This is a genomic window from Catellatospora tritici (genome assembly GCF_019083965.1).
GTDB classification, from domain to species: Bacteria; Actinomycetota; Actinomycetes; order Mycobacteriales; family Micromonosporaceae; genus Catellatospora; species Catellatospora tritici.
In genome coordinates, this window is sequence record NZ_JAHRCY010000019.1 from 111,587 (window position 1) to 127,806 (window position 16,220).

Genomic DNA, 16,220 nt, shown 5'->3' on the forward strand with positions numbered 1-16,220 from the left:
CATAGACGGTTGCTCGGTCAGAACGTGCCGATGGTGACCATCGGGGTCGGGGTGACCCTGCGGTCGTCGTCGTCCGGGGTGACGACCCCGGCCGCGCCGCCGAGACCGCCCATGGGCGGGGCGATCGGCGTGGGCCAGATCCGGAAGATGTAGTCGCCGGTCGGCCCGGGTCCGAAGAACGGGTCGAGCAGGCCCGCCTTGGGGATCGTGCCGGGGCCGCTACCGATGAACGCCTCGGTGGCGCCGTGGCCGATGCCGGTGACACCCTCGGGCACCCGGCCGGGGTTGATGTCGCGGAAGAAGTCGAACCCGGGGCCGCCGTGCTTGGTCAACTGGTCCAGCTCGGTGGTGACGTAGAGGTCGACGTCGCTGGTGCCGGGGCCGGAACCCTCCGGCCACGCCCCGGTCGCCTGGGCCTCGGCGCGGCTGCCGACCACGTCCAGCGCCTCGGGCCGCTGGCCGAAATGCTGCCGGAACTGCTCGGCCACCTCGGCGCCCTGGCCCAGGTTCACGCCCGGCACCTGCGGTCGGGGCAGGACGAACCGCCCCAGCGCGGTGCCCTCGATCCGGCGGGCCAGGGCGCTGCCCGCGCGCTCCCCCGCCTCGTGCAGGTTGCGCAGGCCCCCGCCGATGCCCTCGGCCCCGGCCGCCACGGCCTGCCCGACCCGGGAGGCGGCCACCCGGCCCGCCGCGCCGCGCACCGCCTGACCCGCGCCCGAGGACGCGATCCGGGTGGCGAGGCTGCGCGCGGCCGTGCCCGCCGCGGAGCTGGCTATCGCCTGGCCGACCGCACGCCCGGCCGCCGACCGGGCCACGGCGGAGGCGGCCGCGCCCGCACCGGCGAAGACGCCGCCGACAACCGCGCCGACCAGCGCGGCGCGGCCGACGTTCGCCGCGGTGATGGGCCTGTCGTCCACGGCCGCCTCGACGACCTCGCCGATCGCGCCACCGGCCGCGCCGCCGACGATGCCGCCGATGATGCCCGCCGCGACCGTGCCCACCACCGGACCGGCCAGACCGGCCGTGCCGACGGTGATCACTGTGCCGACCACCACGGCCGCGGCGATGCCCGCCCACTGGCCCCAGCTCAGGTGGCCGGTCGGGTCGGAGTTGACGATCGGGTTGCCGCGGGCGTAGGCGTACACGTTGACGCCGTCGGCGAGCCCGGCCGGGTCCGCGCTGAGCCAGCGCCCCAGCCAGGGCGCGTAGTAGCGGGCGCCGTGGTAGGCGAACCCGGTCTCCTCGTCGCGCTCCTTGCCGGTGTACCGGTACCGCTTCGGCGCCTCCAGCCCGCTGCGCACCCCCTGGTACGACGTGGAGCCGTACGGATGGAACTCCTCGTAGGAGATGACCCGGGCGCGGTCGTCGAGTTCGACGCAGCCGCTGCCGAGGTGGTTGTCGAACTGGTAGCGGATCAGCCGCTCAGGCTCGCCGCCGCCCGCGCCCGCGGTGCGGGTCTCGACCATCGCCACCCGGCGCCGGTCGTCCATGACCTGCAACGTCTGCCGCTCCAGCGCGACGGCACCGGACGCGGCGGCGTACTCGCGATACACGTCGAGCACGCCCGCGTAGACGCGCTCGGACGCCTTGCTGCCGTCGGGGCGCTCGACCACCTTGCGCACGCGCTGGCCGTTGCCGTCGTAGCAGTACCAGATGGTGTCGCCGCCGTCGCGGACCACCCGGCGCAGCCGGTCGGCGTGGTCCCAGCCCAGTGTCGGCAGGCCCAGCAGCGCCAGCAGGTTGCCGTGCGGGTCGTAGCCGTACGTATCGGCGGGTTGGGCGCCGGTGACGGTCCGCGACAGCCGGTTGCCGGTGGCCGCCGGGTCGAGCAGGCTCGGCGCGGTGTACTCGAAGGTGCGGGTCCAGTCGCCGCCGGTGGCCCGGTGCGTGATCGAGGTCAGGTTCCCGACCTGGTCGTAGGCGTAGGTCTCGGTGTAGGGCCGCATCGCCTGGCCGTCGTGCGGATGGGCCAGCCCGGTGCGGGGCGCGTCGGTGCGGCTGCTCCACGGGGCGTCGGCCTGGCCGACGTGTTCCCGTCCCGACGCCCGCACCAGCCGGTACGCCGCGTCGAAGACGTAACCGGTGTGCGGGTCGCTGACGGTGCCGCTGTAGAAGACGCGCTGCTGGGCGTCGTCGCGCACGTCGGTGATGTTGCCGGAAGGGTCGTGCGTGTAGCTGAGGTTCTGCAGCCCGCCGGGCGGGGCCGGCGGTGCGGTCCAGTCGCCTGGGTAGGCGCCCGCGGGCCGGGTGGTGACCAGTTCGGACAGCAGGAACGTGGCGGGGTCGTACCGGTAGTCGGTGCGGGCGCCGTTGCCGTAGGCGATGCGGGTGCGGTGGCCCTTGGCGTCGTACTCGATGTCGGTGACGAACGGGGTCCACACCGGCCCGTCGCCACCGGTCTCGCCGCGCAGCCGGACGTCGACGCGGTCGAGCAGGTTCGCCGCGTTGTAGCGCAGCCGCACCACGTCGGCGGTGGCAGGCACGTCCACGGCGGTGGCGGCGGTGAACGAGGTGATGACGGTCGGTCGGTCCAGGGCGTCATACGCGGTGACGGTGGTGAACCGGTCGGCGGTGAGCGCCAGCGCCGCCTCGGCCTGCTCGGCGGTGGACAGGCCCAGCGCGGCCGCCCAGTCCGGTTCGGCGCGGTGGTCTGCGGCCAGGCGCCGCGTCACCCGCAGCGCGGCACCGCCGAGGTCGTTGCGTTCGGACACCACCATCCCGGCCTGGTCCAGGTGCAGGTGATACCGGGTACGCAGGTTGCGCTCGCGGCCCTGCGGGTGGCTCTCGCCGTAGACGGTCAGCTCGGTCAGCGTCTCCGGCGCGGCACCGGTGCGCACGTACGCCGCGAGCGGGCGGCGCAGCGGGTCGTAGGTCTTGCGGACCGCGTGGTCGCGACCGTCCCAGGCGCGCAGCGTCTTGCCGTCGCAGGACAGCACGGTCAGCGTCTCCCCCGCCTCCGCGCTGGCCACCCGCAGCACGCTGGCGACCAGGTCGAAGCGGCGGCGCACCACGGTCCGGCCGAGGGCGTCGACGACCGCGCGCTGGTTGCCCTCGGCGTCGAACACGGTGCGCACCGGGTACAGCTCCTCGGCGACCGACGCGTCGGGCCGGGTGTACCGGTTGTGCACCACCGACAGCACGGTGCGGGCCAGCGAGTCCAGGTGCGACACCCCGGGCGTGGCCGCGTGCTGCTCGGTCTGGATCGCGGCGGTCCTGGCCCGGGTGCCCAGGGCGCCCGTGGCGCGGCGGGCGTGCCAGGTCTGCCAACCCGGCACGGCCGCCAGGTACGGCCCGAGCAGCCCGGCGGTGTCGGGGTCCGTGCGCGGGTCGAGCAGCACGGTGTCGTTGGCGTCCCAGGCGGCGGTGCGCCACGGGTCGAAGACCACCTTCTCGTACGACGCGTTCGGGTGCAGCCGGGCCACCACCCGGCCGACCGGGTCGTGGCACAGCACGTGGCTGACCCCGGTCACCGGGGCGAACTCGAACCGGTGATGGGTGCTGAAGAACGGTTCGTACTCGCGTACGGCCAGACCCTTCTGGTTGAGCACGGCCCAGCCGGTACCGGTCCACCGCCGGGACGAGTAGACCGCGTCCGGGCCCACCGGCCCCGCCTCGGCCTGGCTCTTGCCCTGGATCTGGCGGCCGAGCCCGTCGGTGTAGGCCAGGCTCTGCCGCACCGGGCTCTGCTGCCCGGCGGGCAGGTCGGCGGTGTGCACCTCCCGGGCGATGGTGCAGGCCACGGCCGGCTGCGGCTGCGGATCGGCGGTGGTGCGCGCGTAGGCGTCAAGGTCGTACAGGTAGCGGGTGGTCGCCTCGCCGAGCAGCGCGTGCGGGTCGGCGTACGGGTCGGCCAGGTGCGCCAGGATCTGCGTGGTCGGCGGGTCGGCGACCACCCCGGTCAGCGTGTCGCCCTCGACCAGTTCCGGCTTGCCCATCGTGGCGATGGCGGTGACCAGGCCGAGCGCGTCGAAAAGGACCGCGCCGCGATTGCGGTTGGGGTCCATGGTCAGCGCCGGTTGCAGGGTGCGGTAGTCCAGGCTCGACGAGTCCAGCGTGGTGTCGTCGGGGGCCCGGGTACCGGCGGTGGTCCGGTTGCCCAGCGCGTCCTCGGTCTCCTGCACGAGCAGCCCGTAACCGTCGTAGCGGACCCGGTGCGCCTGCCCGAACGCGTCGGTGAACCGGGGCGGCCGGAAGAAGTGGGCCTTGGCGTAGGCGAGCTCCTGTGCCGGGGTGTCGGTAGCGGCCGGGCTGTAGCCGCTGCGCCCGGACGGGCTCCACCACTGCCCGGCCGGGTCGGTCACGGGGAACCGACCGTCGGCGATTCGGTCGGCGCCGCGCACGTAACCCGCCTCGGCCGACAGCAGCGCGGCGCGGGCCGCCGGGTCGGTGGGGACCAGGTGTTCCGTGGTGCCGTCGGGGCGCTCGCGACCGAACACGTCGTCGAGCAGGTCGTCGGTCAACGCCAGCCGGTAGCCCTCGTACGGCAGCGCCAGCGGTCCCGCCTGCCCCAACGGCAGCACGGCGGTCAGGTCGTCGGCGCGGTACAGGATGCGGCTGTGGTCCAGCAGCCGCCGCCACGGCTGCCCCGGTGTGGCCCCGGTGCCGTCGACGTCGGGGTAGGGCAGGTCGTGCGCGCCGTCGGCGGCGACGGCCAGCAACGCGGTGAGCTCGGCGAAGCCGAACAGGTTGGTCAGGTGCGGCAGCGCCGCGGCCGGGGCCGCGCCCACGATCTCGTAACTGCGCAGCTGGTACGGCACGGGCCCGCGCCACGCGGTCGCGGTGTCGGCGGGTGCGGTCAAGTCGTACTCGACGGCGCTGATGTGCACCCGGGCCTGCTCGTCGCGCAGCGCGGTGCGGGCGTGTTCGGGCAGTTGCGGGCCGGTGCCGACAGCGAGGCTCTCCGGGGCGCGGTAGCGGCGCGGGTAGGCGACCGCGGCGCTGCGCAGCACGTTGCCGAAGCCGTCCACGGCCAGCGTGAACTCGTGGGCGACACGCGGGTCGGCGCGCAGCACGGTCTCGGCGCCCTGCGCCACCGGGAACAGCGACCGCTCGTAGTGGAACGTGACCGCTTCGCGCGGGTGGGCGAGCAGCACCGCGTGGCGCAGGCCCGGCAGCATCGGCTGCAGCAGCTCGACGGTGAAGTCGCGCTCGGCCACCGTGTACGGCCGGTCCTGCGCGGCGGAGCCGTCGAGGGCGTACACCTCCTGCCGCAGCAGCGAGCCCTTCAGCGCCCGGCACGCCTGCCGGGTCTCCTCGGCGGTCCACGCCCGCGCGGTGCGGCTGCCGTCGGGGTGCAGCACCCCGCCGGACAACACGGTGTCGGGCAGCAGCATCGCGGCGAGCCGAGCGTCGGTCTGGCCGGGCGCCGCGAGCTCGCCGGGGTCGCCCTCGCGCCAGTACTCGCGCGCGTACTGCGCCGAAACCGCCGCGCCCTCGACCCAGCCGCCGGTGTGGTACCAGGTCTTGGTGTAGACGGGCGGCGCGGCGACCACGGGCAGGCCGTCCGGACCCACCACGTCGGTGGTGGACTGCTCGGTGTCCCACTGCTCGACCATCCCGAAGCCGCGGAACTCGCGCTCGACCCCGTCGAAGTGGCCGTGGTGGTAGGCGTAGCGGGTGGTGTAGACCTGCCGCCCGATCAGATCGTGCACCTCGGACCGGTCGACGACCTGCACCGGGAAGGGCAGTCGGGTGACCCACGGCCGTCCGGCGAGTCGGTCGGCCAGGTAGAAGGTGGTCGAGGCGGTGTAGTGCACCCGGGTGACCGCGCCGGTGCTGTTGGCCATCTCCACCAGCAGGTGCGGTTTCACGCCCCCGGTCAGGTCGAGGTGGCGCAGCGGCCGTCGGGCGTCGCCGGGCAGTGCCGAGGTCCAGACCAGGCAGGTGGTGCCGGTGCCGAACAGGTCCATCGCGCCGACGTCCGCGAGGGCGCCGTCGGCGACCGGCAGGGTGGTGAGCGTACGGGCCGGGGCGAAGCCGTTGCCGGACTCGTTGAGGTGCACGCTTACGCCGTCGCGGCCGAGGTAGATGAGGTCGGTGACGCCGGAGCCGTCGACGTCGGCCAGCCGCACCCGGCGGTGGTCGAACAGCTCGGGGTGGTCCAGCAGCGGCGAGCCGTCCATGACGACTCGGGCGCCGAAGCGACCGTAGCCGAGGTTGGGCCAGTAGCTGACCTCGCCGTTGCGGATGCGGACCAGGTCGGTCAGGCCGTCGCCGGACATGTCGGCCAGCAGCACCTGCTGGGTACGGTCGGCGAACACCACCCGCGGGCCCCGGTCCTCGTCCAGTGCCGTGTACGCCCGCCGCGCCGCCCCGAACCCGTCCTCCCCCCGCGCCGGATACCACGTGTACACGTCGGCGTCGGTGATCAGCACGTCGGCGCGGCCGTCGCCGTCGAGGTCGACGAAGCGCAGGTTGGGGTCGTCCCAGTCCAGCCGGGGCAGCTGCCCGAACGGCCGCCAGGCGGCCCAACCGTCACCGTCGCGCTCGAAGAACCCTGGTGTGGGGCCGCCGAACTCGACCACGTCCTGGGTGCCGTCCCCGGCCAGGTCGAGCAGGCGTCGGGTGCGCAGCCCGGACGGGCTGGGCAGGGTCGCGACCGGCACCGGCCGGTCGAAGCGGCCGCCGCCGAGGTTGTGCTTGTACCACCAGCCGCCCGGCGCCTCGGCCAGCAGCCCGGACAGACCCTCGCCGTCCAGGTCGGTCCAGCGCAGCCCGGCCTTCTCCGGCGCCGCCGGGACCCCGGCGAGGCTGTCGGGGTCGGTCTCGCGGATCGGCGCGTCGAGCACGGCCTGGCTGTAGCCGAACGTCACCGGCGGCAGCGAGCGGGTCAGGTACCCGGCGCCGTCGCGGCGGTGTCCGTGCTGGACGGCACGGGCCAGGAAGGTGCCCAGCGGGGCGCCCCGGGTGGCGGCGTCGGCGGGGGCCACGGTCCCGGCCGGGCCCCGGTAGGTCAGCTCGACCGAGCGGACCAGGCAGTCGCGGCCCACGCCGGGCTCGTCGGGGAAGTGGTGGAACATCAGCACCCGACGGCACAGCCGGTACTGCCGCACCTCGAAGCCGGGCCGGTAGGTGGAGAACGGGTCGTGGCGGCAGGTCCAGTCGCCGGTGTCGGCGGGGGTGGGCCGGTCGGGGTCGTGCTCGCCGTAGTCGAACACCACCTCGAACAGCCAGTCCTGTGCGGACAGGTCGGGCTGGACCAGCGTCGACACGCGGTTGCCGTAGCGGACGCTCTTGAGGTGCCGGTGTGCCCCGCGGGCGGCCTCCGTGCGGTGTCGCTCGTGCACCTTGCCGACCGGCGCGCCCGTGCCGTCCTCGGGCAGGTAGGTCCACACCGCGGCGTTGCCCTTGGCGTCCCAGGTCTGGCAGACCAGCCAGGAGTAGATCCGGGACGGGTCGGCGGGGTCGTGCACCCGCGACGCGCTGTCCAGGCCGTACACGGTGGTGACGTTGTCGCGGGTGACGCTGCGCCAGTGCACGTCGCCGGAGTCGGCGGTCCAGCGCTCGATCCGGGCGAACAGCCCCTCGACGCGGGGCCGGAACCGATCGACCGTGTAGCCCGCCCCGGTGCGCGTGATCGGGGCCCAGTCCGCGTCCGGGTCGTGCGCCGGGACCAGGTCCTCGGCGTCGGAGATGAGGAAGACATCCTCGTCGGTGTACGTGGGCAGGCCCTTGTCGGTCTTGCGGGTGATCGCCGGGACGGCCACGCCCCAGCCGAACCCGAACGGGCCGTTGCCGCGCCCGGAGTCGTAGGCCAGCGCCAGGCTGGGGCCGAAGCCGTCGCGGCCGGGGCTCAGCGGCAGCGGGACGGTGAACGTGCCGGTGCCGGTGGCGGGGTTGGCGGCGAACTTCTCGCCCATGCCCCGGATGGCGCCGCCGCCCTTGGGCAGGGTGATCGCGGGCGCGGTCGGCAACGGTGGCAGCGACGGCCCGGCCGGGGCGGCGTGCTCACGCGGCGCGGGGGCGACCTGCGGCGCGGCCACCTGCTTCGACTCCATGCGACCCTTTCCGACACCCGTTCGGACCAGCGCCTAATTGGAATCACGGCAGGTGACCAGCGGCAACGTCGAGAACCTGACAGCACACGGTGACCTGTGCGGACGTGAATGGGACGGGGATCCGTCAACACGTAAGGTGACGGCCGAGCAACGCGAAGTGGATCTCGTGAAGAGAATCTACATCTGACGCTCACGCATCGAAATTTATTGACATTCACGGCCGTCGCACAGTACGGTCGCGCGCAAGGTCCACCCCATACCCCGAGGGGACGCCATGCGCGCCACCACCCTGCGCTTTCTACTGGCCGCGACCCTGGTCGCAGCCGCCTCGATCACCGCGAACCCGATAGCCGCCGGCCGCGCCGACGCCGCCGCGCTCCCCGCCGACAAGGGTCCGGTCGGCTGGGAGATCTACCGCCGTCTCGACCGCCTGCCCTACCTGGCCGCGGGCAGCCAGACGCGGCAGTTCTCCAGCTTCGACCGCGGCGGTTCCAACAACGACGGCTTCGGCGGCAACTGGTCCTGCCTGCGTCAGTCCGGCGGCTGCGTCATCGCCGAGGACAGCGGCCCCGGCGAGGTCCAGTCGATCTGGTTCACCCGCGACAGCGGCGACGTCACCAACACCGGCTGGATCCGCATCGAGCTCGACGGGGTCACCGTCGTCGACACCGGCCTGCAGCACCTGGTCAACGGCGGCCTCGGCGCACCGTTCACATATCCGCTGGTCACCAACGCGACGCAGACCTCCGGCGGCGTCACCGTCAAGGTGCCGATGCCGTACCGGCAGTCGATGCGCATCACCACCCAGAACAATCCGCTGTTCCACCACGTCGGCTACCGGAAGTTCGCCGACGCGAGCGGGATCAGCACCTTCGACCCGGCCGACCAGGCGCAGGACGTGCTGACCACGCTGCGCGCGGCGGGCACCCGCGACCCCAAGCCCGCCCAGGCGGGCGCCACCACCAGCGCGACCACGGTCAACGTCCCCGCGCTGGGCTCGGCCACCCTGGCCACCCTGTCCGGGCCGCGTGCCATCAGCGCGCTGCGCCTGCGCGTGCCCGACGGCACCGCCACCGAGGCGATCCTCAACTCGCTGCGGGTGCGGATCACCTTCGACGGGCGGCAGACCGTGGACGCGCCGGTCGGCGAGTTCTTCGGCTCGGGCCTGGGCGAGCGGCAGGTCCGTTCGCTGATGTCGGCGATGGACACCGCCTCGGGCGGCTGGTACAGCGCCTGGTGGCCGATGCCGTTCCGCTCGTCGGCCACGGTCAGCCTGGCCAGCACCGGCGGCGCGGTCTCCGGGGTGCAGGCCGAGGTCACCTCGGCGCCCGACAGCGCCTGGACCGACCTGCTCACCACCACCGGCAGCGCGGGCTACTTCACCACCCAGTCCCGGCGCGCCGAGACCGTCAACGGCAAGGACTGGATCTTCGCCGACCCGGCGGGCCGGGGCCGGTTCGTGGGCGTGTCGCACACCATGCGCGGCCACATCACCAGCGGCAACACCCGCAACTACCTGGAGGGCGACGAGCGCGCGTACGTCGACGGGTCGGCCGGCCCCGCCTGGTACGGCACCGGCACCGAGGACTTCTACGAGTCGGGCTGGTACTTCAACCGGGGCACCTACAGCGGCGTGTTCACCGGCAACCCGGGTCACCTGCTGCGCAGCGGCACCTGCGCCGACGAGTGCGACGCGACGTACCGGCTGATGATCGGGGACGCGATGCCGTACAGCTCGGCGCTGCGCTTCGGCATCGAGCACGGCCCGTTCGCCGACATGCCCGCCGAGTACAGCTCCACCGCGTTCCTCTACACCCAGCCGACCTACGGCAGCGCCCGCAGCGACACCGTGGTCACCGGCGACGCGGCCAGCCGCTCGGCGCACTCGTACACCGACAGCGGCACCCAGACCACGCTGACCTCGGTGTACGAAGGCGACGACGACGGCACCTCGATCAGCGGGGCGGTGCGCTCCGGCAGCGGCCCGGTCTCGTTCCGGGTCACGATCGACCCGAACAACCAGGGCGTACGGCTGCGCCGCAGCGGTGACCAGCTCCAGGGCTACCAGCAGGCCGCCGTGAAAGTCGACGGCACCGCCGCGGGCACCTGGTCGCAGCCGCTGGCCAACGACCGGCAGCGCTGGCTCGACGACGAGTTCGCGCTGCCGCCGACCCTGACCGCGGGCAAGAGCAGCATCACGGTCACACTCACCCCGGCCGCCGGGTCCCCGGCATGGACCGCCAGCCGCTACACCGCGCTCAGTCTGCTGCCCGGCTTCACCGACGCCAGCACCCCCGGCGCGGTCACCGGCCTGACCTTGGGCGGCTCCCGGGTGCACGCCCTGGCGCTGAGCTGGACCGAGCCGGTCGACAACACCGGCATCGCGGGCTACCGGGTGTACGCGGCGCAGACCTCCGACGTGCCGCTGACCTCGGGCAACCTGCGCGCCACGGTCACCGCCCCGACGTGGCGGCACGGCCCGCTGCGGGCCGGGCAGACGTGGTACTACCGCGTCGTGGCCGTCGACGGGGCGGGCAACGCCGGACCGTCCTCGGCGGTCGCGGGCGGCACCACGAAGGCCCGCACGGTCAGCGACGTCAACGGCGACGGCCGCGACGACGTCGTCGACTTCACCCGGGGCACCCTGGCCGACGTGTACACCGGCCTGTCCACCGGCAGCGCGTTCGGCGCATCCGCGAAGTGGAACGACTTCTTCGCCGTCGACACCGAGCTCCCACTGACCGGTGACTTCGACGGCGACGGCCGCGACGACATCGCCACCTTCACCCGGGGCAGCACCGCCGACGTGTACGTGGCCCTGTCCAGCGGCACCTCGTTCGGCGGCGGCGTCAAGTGGCACGACTGGTTCGCGGCCAACACCGAGGTCCCGGCCGTGGGCGATGTCAACGGCGACGGCCGCGACGACATCATCACGTTCACCCTGGGCTCGACCGGTGACGTGTACGTGGCGCTGTCCACGGGCAGCTCGTTCGGGCCGGGCGTGAAGTGGCACGACAACTTCGGCTACGGCACCGAGGTCCCGTCCGTCGGTGACGTGGACGGTGACGGCCGCGACGACATCCTCACCTTCACCCGGGGCAGCGGCGCCGACGTGTACGCGTCGCTGTCCGACGGTTCCCGGTTCGTGCAGGACGCCTGGAAGTGGCACGACAACATCGCGCCGGGCACCGACCTGCCGGGCCTGGGCGACGCCGACGGCGACGGCCGCGACGACGTCATCACGTTCACCCGGGGCAGCACCGCCGACGTGTACGTCTACCGCTCCGGCGGCGGCAGCTTCGCCAACGCGGTCAAGTGGCACGACGGGTTCGCGATCGGCACCGAGACCCCGGGCGTGGCCGACTTCAACGGCGACGGCCGGGCCGACGTGGCCACGTACACCGGGGGCACCGCCGCCGACGTGTTCGTGTCCCTGTCGGACGGCACGAAGTACGTGCAGTCGGGCTGGAAGTGGTCCGACCAGTTCGCCCCGGACACCGACCTGCCCCGGCCGAGCCTGTACCAGCCCTGACCCAGAGGACGCACTTGTAGTGCGGTTTCGGGGAAAGTGCGGGAATTCAGGCTCGCATTCCTGCACTTTCCCCGAATCTGTCAACCGATGCCGTCGACGGCGGCCTTGAGTGCGTTGATCGACGGGTCCCAGGTGAAGGTCAGGACGGGTATGCCGGAAGCGGCGGCATTGCTGTCACCACCAAGGACCACCGCCTTCGGCTTGCCGGTGCCCTGGGGGACTACGAGGTACCAGTTGCCCTTCACGTTCGCGATGAACACTTCATCTACCTCCTGGTCGGGCGGGTTCGGGGTGACGACGTCTCCGACGTGGGTCTCGAAATCCACCGTCGCGGCGTAATTCGTCGGATTGCCGGTGTTCAGCCAGAGGCTCGTGTGCACATGCGGCCCGACACCGGAGTCGCTGCCGTTCGCCGAGGCGCCGGAGTATGCGATCGTCTGGCCCCGTGACACGCGCTGACCGGTCGAGACGGTGATCCTCGACAGGTGCAGGTACCTGACGTAATTGCCGTCATCAAGGGCCACCCCCACGACGCGGCCGGTCGCGCCGGAGGTGTCGGCCTTCACGAGACGGATCGTGCCGGTCGAGGCGGCCGCGACAGGAGTGCCGGTTCCGACCGCGTAGTCGGTGCCCGGCTCAGCCGAGGGCGGCGTCCGGTTCCGATGGTCCTGCCAGGAGCTCGAAATCCGGACATTGCCGCACGGTCGCTGATAGCTGCCGGCAGCCTGAGCGGAGCCGGGCAGCAGCGCGAAGGCTGCCGACACCCCGGACGCCGCCAACGCGGCGCTGGTGATGAACCCCCGTCTCGACAGTCCCCGCAGGTACGCGATGCCGTCGAGATCCTCGGGCCGCAGACCGTCGTGGCCGACATCCCGTGGCGGGTCGGGCCTTCCTTCACTGAGGATCATCAATGCAACCTAAAGCCGCTCTCGGTCGAGGGCAAGGGTCAATTCAAGACCGTTGACGGGCTGGCGCGGATCGGTCGATCCGGCAGCGGGCGGCGGCACCCGGAGACGGCGCGGCGACCGTCGTACCCAAGCGGGCACGCCGGTCGCCGACATGGTGCCTCAGCCCAGGATCGCGGCGCGCTGGGCGACCGGGGGCAGGTCGAACGGGCGGTGCGGCAGGGTCTGGTACCAGTACGCCGTGGACGAGAAGTCGTCGGAGCGCTTGTTGGGGCTGGCCGTGCTCGATGGTACCCGGATCGACTCGGTGAAGGTCACCAGGTCCTCGATGTGGAAGCGGTACAGCGAGATGTCGCCGCTCCAGTTCTGCCCGCCCGGCAGCGTGATGCCGTGATAGGGCGCGTGGTGCTCCTGCGTCGGGCACCACGCGGTGCCGAAGTAGTCCTCGGTACCGGTCCCGTGCAGGCTCGGCGGCCACTGCTCCCCGTCGATGAAGATCATGTCGTCGCCCTCGCCGTACCAGTTCCAGTCGCTGGTCTGGCGCAGGTTGCGGATGTTGAGCACGCAGCCCACGTAGTGGCCGCGACCCACCGCGTCGAGGATGACGTGCTGGCGATGCTGGTGATGGCGAAGAACGTGCTGGCCGGTGGGGTGCAGGCGACGGGCCGCAGGCTCGGCGCGGTGGGGGCGGAGGCGGTGGCCGCGACGCTCGCGGCCACCAGGGCGACCGTGAGCACGGCCGGCAGGAGCTGGGATTTCAGGCGCATGGCACCCTCCCGGGGACGGTTGTTCGGCGTCCGGAGGCGACCGTCTGCTCAGGACGGTCCAGAAAACACGGTGTGAGCAATCGATTTCTTGCCGGGAACGTACAGCGACCGAATATCATCGTCAAGCCACAGCTGTCGCGCGGTGGAATTCTTCGCAGCGCAGGAATTCGATTTCTCCTGCTAGGCTGCGCACCAGCCCGACAGCCGTAGCGACGCCGTCACCGAGGATGATGTCGACCGGCACAGGTGTTCACGGTCGAGAGCGAGGAACGATGGCGACGATCTACGACGTGGCCAAGCTGGCCGGGGTCTCGGCCGCCACCGTGTCCCGGGTCGTCAACGGCCGGGCCAGCGTCGACGCCATCCTCGCCACCCGGGTCCAGCAGGCCATGCGCGAGCTGGACTACCGCCCCAACGCGCTGGCCCGCAACCTGCGGCGACGCCAGACCAGCATCTGGGCCGTGATCATCTCCGACATCGGCAACCCGTTCTTCACGTCGATGGTGCGCGGTATCGAGGACGTGGCCCAGGGCGCCGGCTACTCGGTGGTGCTCTGCAACAGCGACGAGGACCCGGCCAAGGAGGCCCGTTACGTCGCGGCGGCCCTGGAAGAGCAGATGGCGGGCGTGATCATCTCCTCGGCGGGCAAGGCCGCCAACGTCAACCGGCTGCTGGAGTCCTCGACCCCGGTGGTCGCCATCGACCGCGAGGTGCGCGGCGCCGCGGTCGACACCGTCATGGTCGACAACGAGCACGGTGCCGAGCTGGCCGTGGAGCACCTGATCGAGGCGGGGTACGAGCGCATCGCCTGCATCAGCGGCCCCCGCAAGCTGCCCACCGCCCAGCAGCGTCTGCGCGGCTACCAGCGCGCACTGCGGGCGCACCGGCGCTCGGCCGACGAGGACATGGTCCGCTCCGGCGACTACCGGCAGGAGGGCGGCTACCAGGCCATGGCCGCGCTGCTGGACGAGGGCGGGCGGCCCGACGCGATCTTCGCCGCGAACAACCTGATGACCATCGGGGCGCTGGAGTGCCTGGCCGACCGAGGCATCAGCGTGCCGGACCAGATGGGCGTGGTCGGCTTCGACGACATCCCGTGGGCGCACCTGGTGCGACCGTCGCTGACCACGGTCGCGCAGCCGACCTACGAACTGGGCCGCACCGCGGCACTGCTGCTGGCCGAGCGGATCGCCGAGCCGTCGCGTCCCCCGTCGACGGTCACCCTGCGTACCGAGTTGAAGGTGCGCGCCAGCTCCACCCGGTCGACTGTCTCCTGAGGACGGCCATCGCCGCGATGAGCTGCGGGGATTAAACATCCGGTGATCCGGTCATCGGGTCTATGAAAATCATTTACTTGACGGCGCTTCCGAGTGGTTGATATTTTCGCCAGCACGAAATTCATCGCCATCCATCACGCGCCGCACCGAACGCGTCGGTCCGCGCGCTAGGCACACCTCGAATCACCTGGTCACAGGCCGTCCTAACCGGAGCGGCCAGCCGAACCTGCCCGCACCGTGGCGGGCTTCCCCGAACCAGGAGTGGCCATGCGACGTAAGCTCGCGATCCTCCTCACCCCCGTACTGATCGCCCCCATCCTCGCGGCGGTCGGCCTCGCCTCCCCGGCGTACGCCGCCTGCACGTCCATCCCGGCCACCGCCGACCCGTCGGTCCTCGTGGTCGTCTATCGGGTCGGCAAGGCCAACAACGTCAACGACAAGGTCCTGCTCTCGGGCTTCGAGACCGGCTGGGTCGAGTCGCACATGAACAACCTGCCGTGCGGCGACAAGTCCTCGCTGGGCGTGTTCCAGCAGCGCTGGGACTACGGCTGGGGCACCCCCGAGCAGATCATGGACCCGGTCTACTCGGCCACGCAGTACTACGTCCGCGCGATCGTCTGCGACCGGGACCACCCGGGTTACACCACCGGGCAGGTCGCCCAGTGCGTGCAACGCTCCGGCTTCCCCGACCGCTACGACCAGGTCCAGGGCACCGCGAGCGGCCTGCTGGCCACCGCCCGCCGGGCCGCCGAGATCCACGCCAACTCGCCGACCGACTTCAACGGCGACGGCAAGGACGACATCGTCACGTTCAACCAGGGCACGCTCGCCGACGTGTACGTCTCCCCCTCCACCGGAACCGGTTTCGCCGGCACCTCGGTGAAGTGGAACGACTTCTTCTCCGTCGGCGGCGAGACCCCGCTGACCGGTGACTTCAACGGCGACGGCAAGGACGACATCGTCACGTTCACGCACGGCAGCGGCACCGCCGGTGACGTGTACGTCGGTCTGTCCACGGGCACCGGCTTCCTCGGCGGTGCCAAGTGGAACGACTGGTTCGCCCCCGGCGCCGAGATCCCCGCCGTCGGCGACGTCAACGGCGACGGCAAGGACGACATCATCACGTTCACTCACGACGCCCGCGGCGACGTGTACGTCAGCCTCTCCACCGGCACCGGCTTCGCGCCCGGCGTGAAGTGGCACGAGTTCTACGCCCCGGCGGGCGAGTACCCGGCCGTGGCGGACGCCAACGGCGACGGCAAGGCCGACCTGATCACCTTCACCCAGGGCGCGGCCACCGCCGCCGACGTGTACGTGGCGCTGTCCAACGGCTCGTCCTTCGGGGCGGGCGTGAAGTGGCACGACCTGTTCGCGGTCGGCAACGAGCTGCCGCGCGTGGGCGACGTCAACGGCGACGGCAAGGCCGACATCGTCACGTTCACCTGCAGCGCCGACGCCGATGTCTACGCCGCCGTCTCCAACGGCAGCGCCTTCGTCGGCACCACCGTGAAGTGGAACGACTTCTTCTGCGTAGCAGGCGAGTTCCCGTACCTGGCCGACGTCAACGGCGACGGCAAGGACGACGCGGTGGTCTTCACCAAGGGCGGCACCAACGACGTCTACGTCGGACTGTCCACCGGCACCGGCTTCGTCGGCGGCGCCAAGTGGCACGACTTCTTCGGCCTCAACGGCGAGACCACGCTGTGACCCGCTCCACCCGATCCGCGACCACCCCTCGCGTA

At 72.1% G+C, this 16,220-nt stretch carries 8 protein-coding genes; 5 read left to right on the forward strand and 3 right to left on the reverse strand.

Going from position 1 to position 16,220, the window contains the following annotated elements:
• Window positions 1–17: 17 nt before the first annotated feature.
• Entirely contained in the window at window positions 18–7,997 is a 7,980-nt protein-coding gene (locus tag KUA19_RS32440; protein ID WP_217402217.1) for a SpvB/TcaC N-terminal domain-containing protein, read from the reverse strand.
• A gap of 52 nt (window positions 7,998–8,049) precedes the next feature.
• Between KUA19_RS32440 and KUA19_RS44185 the strand changes: the two genes are divergently transcribed.
• Both KUA19_RS44185 and KUA19_RS32445 read left to right on the forward strand, forming a co-directional pair.
• Window positions 8,050–8,184, forward strand: a complete 135-nt coding sequence (locus tag KUA19_RS44185; protein ID WP_302563311.1) for a hypothetical protein — start codon at window positions 8,050–8,052, stop codon at window positions 8,182–8,184.
• Window positions 8,185–8,271: 87 nt separating this feature from the next.
• A complete protein-coding gene (locus tag KUA19_RS32445; RefSeq protein WP_217402219.1) occupies window positions 8,272–11,529 on the forward strand; it encodes a glycoside hydrolase family 172 protein in 3,258 nt (1,085 codons plus the stop codon).
• A gap of 80 nt (window positions 11,530–11,609) precedes the next feature.
• Here the strand turns inward: KUA19_RS32445 and KUA19_RS32450 are convergent, their stop codons facing one another.
• Both KUA19_RS32450 and KUA19_RS32455 read right to left on the reverse strand, forming a co-directional pair.
• Window positions 11,610–12,437 (reverse strand): M23 family metallopeptidase, encoded by an 828-nt coding sequence (locus tag KUA19_RS32450; protein ID WP_217402221.1) that lies wholly within the window; start codon window positions 12,435–12,437, stop codon window positions 11,610–11,612.
• A gap of 159 nt (window positions 12,438–12,596) precedes the next feature.
• Window positions 12,597–13,091: a DUF2961 domain-containing protein gene (locus KUA19_RS32455; RefSeq protein WP_254550460.1), complete on the reverse strand. Its 495-nt coding sequence runs from the start codon at window positions 13,089–13,091 to the stop codon at window positions 12,597–12,599.
• Here KUA19_RS32455 and KUA19_RS43355 point away from each other — a divergent pair.
• The 3 genes from KUA19_RS43355 to KUA19_RS32465 all read left to right on the forward strand — a co-directional run bounded on the left by KUA19_RS43355 (window position 13,011) and on the right by KUA19_RS32465 (window position 16,185).
• Window positions 13,011–13,277, forward strand: a complete 267-nt coding sequence (locus KUA19_RS43355) for a hypothetical protein (protein ID WP_254550443.1) — start codon at window positions 13,011–13,013, stop codon at window positions 13,275–13,277. The two genes, KUA19_RS32455 and KUA19_RS43355, sit on opposite strands and share 81 nt — an antisense overlap.
• A gap of 196 nt (window positions 13,278–13,473) precedes the next feature.
• Window positions 13,474–14,478, forward strand: coding sequence for a LacI family DNA-binding transcriptional regulator (locus tag KUA19_RS32460; protein ID WP_217402223.1), 1,005 nt, complete (start codon window positions 13,474–13,476; stop codon window positions 14,476–14,478).
• Window positions 14,479–14,745: 267 nt separating this feature from the next.
• Window positions 14,746–16,185 carry an FG-GAP repeat domain-containing protein gene (locus KUA19_RS32465; RefSeq protein WP_217402225.1) on the forward strand — a complete coding sequence of 480 codons (1,440 nt, stop codon included), beginning with the start codon at window positions 14,746–14,748 and terminating at the stop codon, window positions 16,183–16,185.
• Window positions 16,186–16,220 lie beyond the last annotated feature (35 nt).

What these genes read in the sequence shown, in the direction of transcription:
- KUA19_RS32445 (WP_217402219.1), top strand. Translation starts at nt 8,272, where the DNA reads ATGCGCGCCACCACCCTGCGCTTTCTACTGGCCGCGACCCTGGTCGCA.
- KUA19_RS32440 (WP_217402217.1), bottom strand. Translation starts at nt 7,997, where the DNA reads ATGGAGTCGAAGCAGGTGGCCGCGCCGCAGGTCGCCCCCGCGCCGCGT.
- KUA19_RS32465 (WP_217402225.1), top strand. Translation starts at nt 14,746, where the DNA reads ATGCGACGTAAGCTCGCGATCCTCCTCACCCCCGTACTGATCGCCCCC.
- KUA19_RS32460 (WP_217402223.1), top strand. Translation starts at nt 13,474, where the DNA reads ATGGCGACGATCTACGACGTGGCCAAGCTGGCCGGGGTCTCGGCCGCC.
- KUA19_RS32450 (WP_217402221.1), bottom strand. Translation starts at nt 12,437, where the DNA reads ATGATCCTCAGTGAAGGAAGGCCCGACCCGCCACGGGATGTCGGCCAC.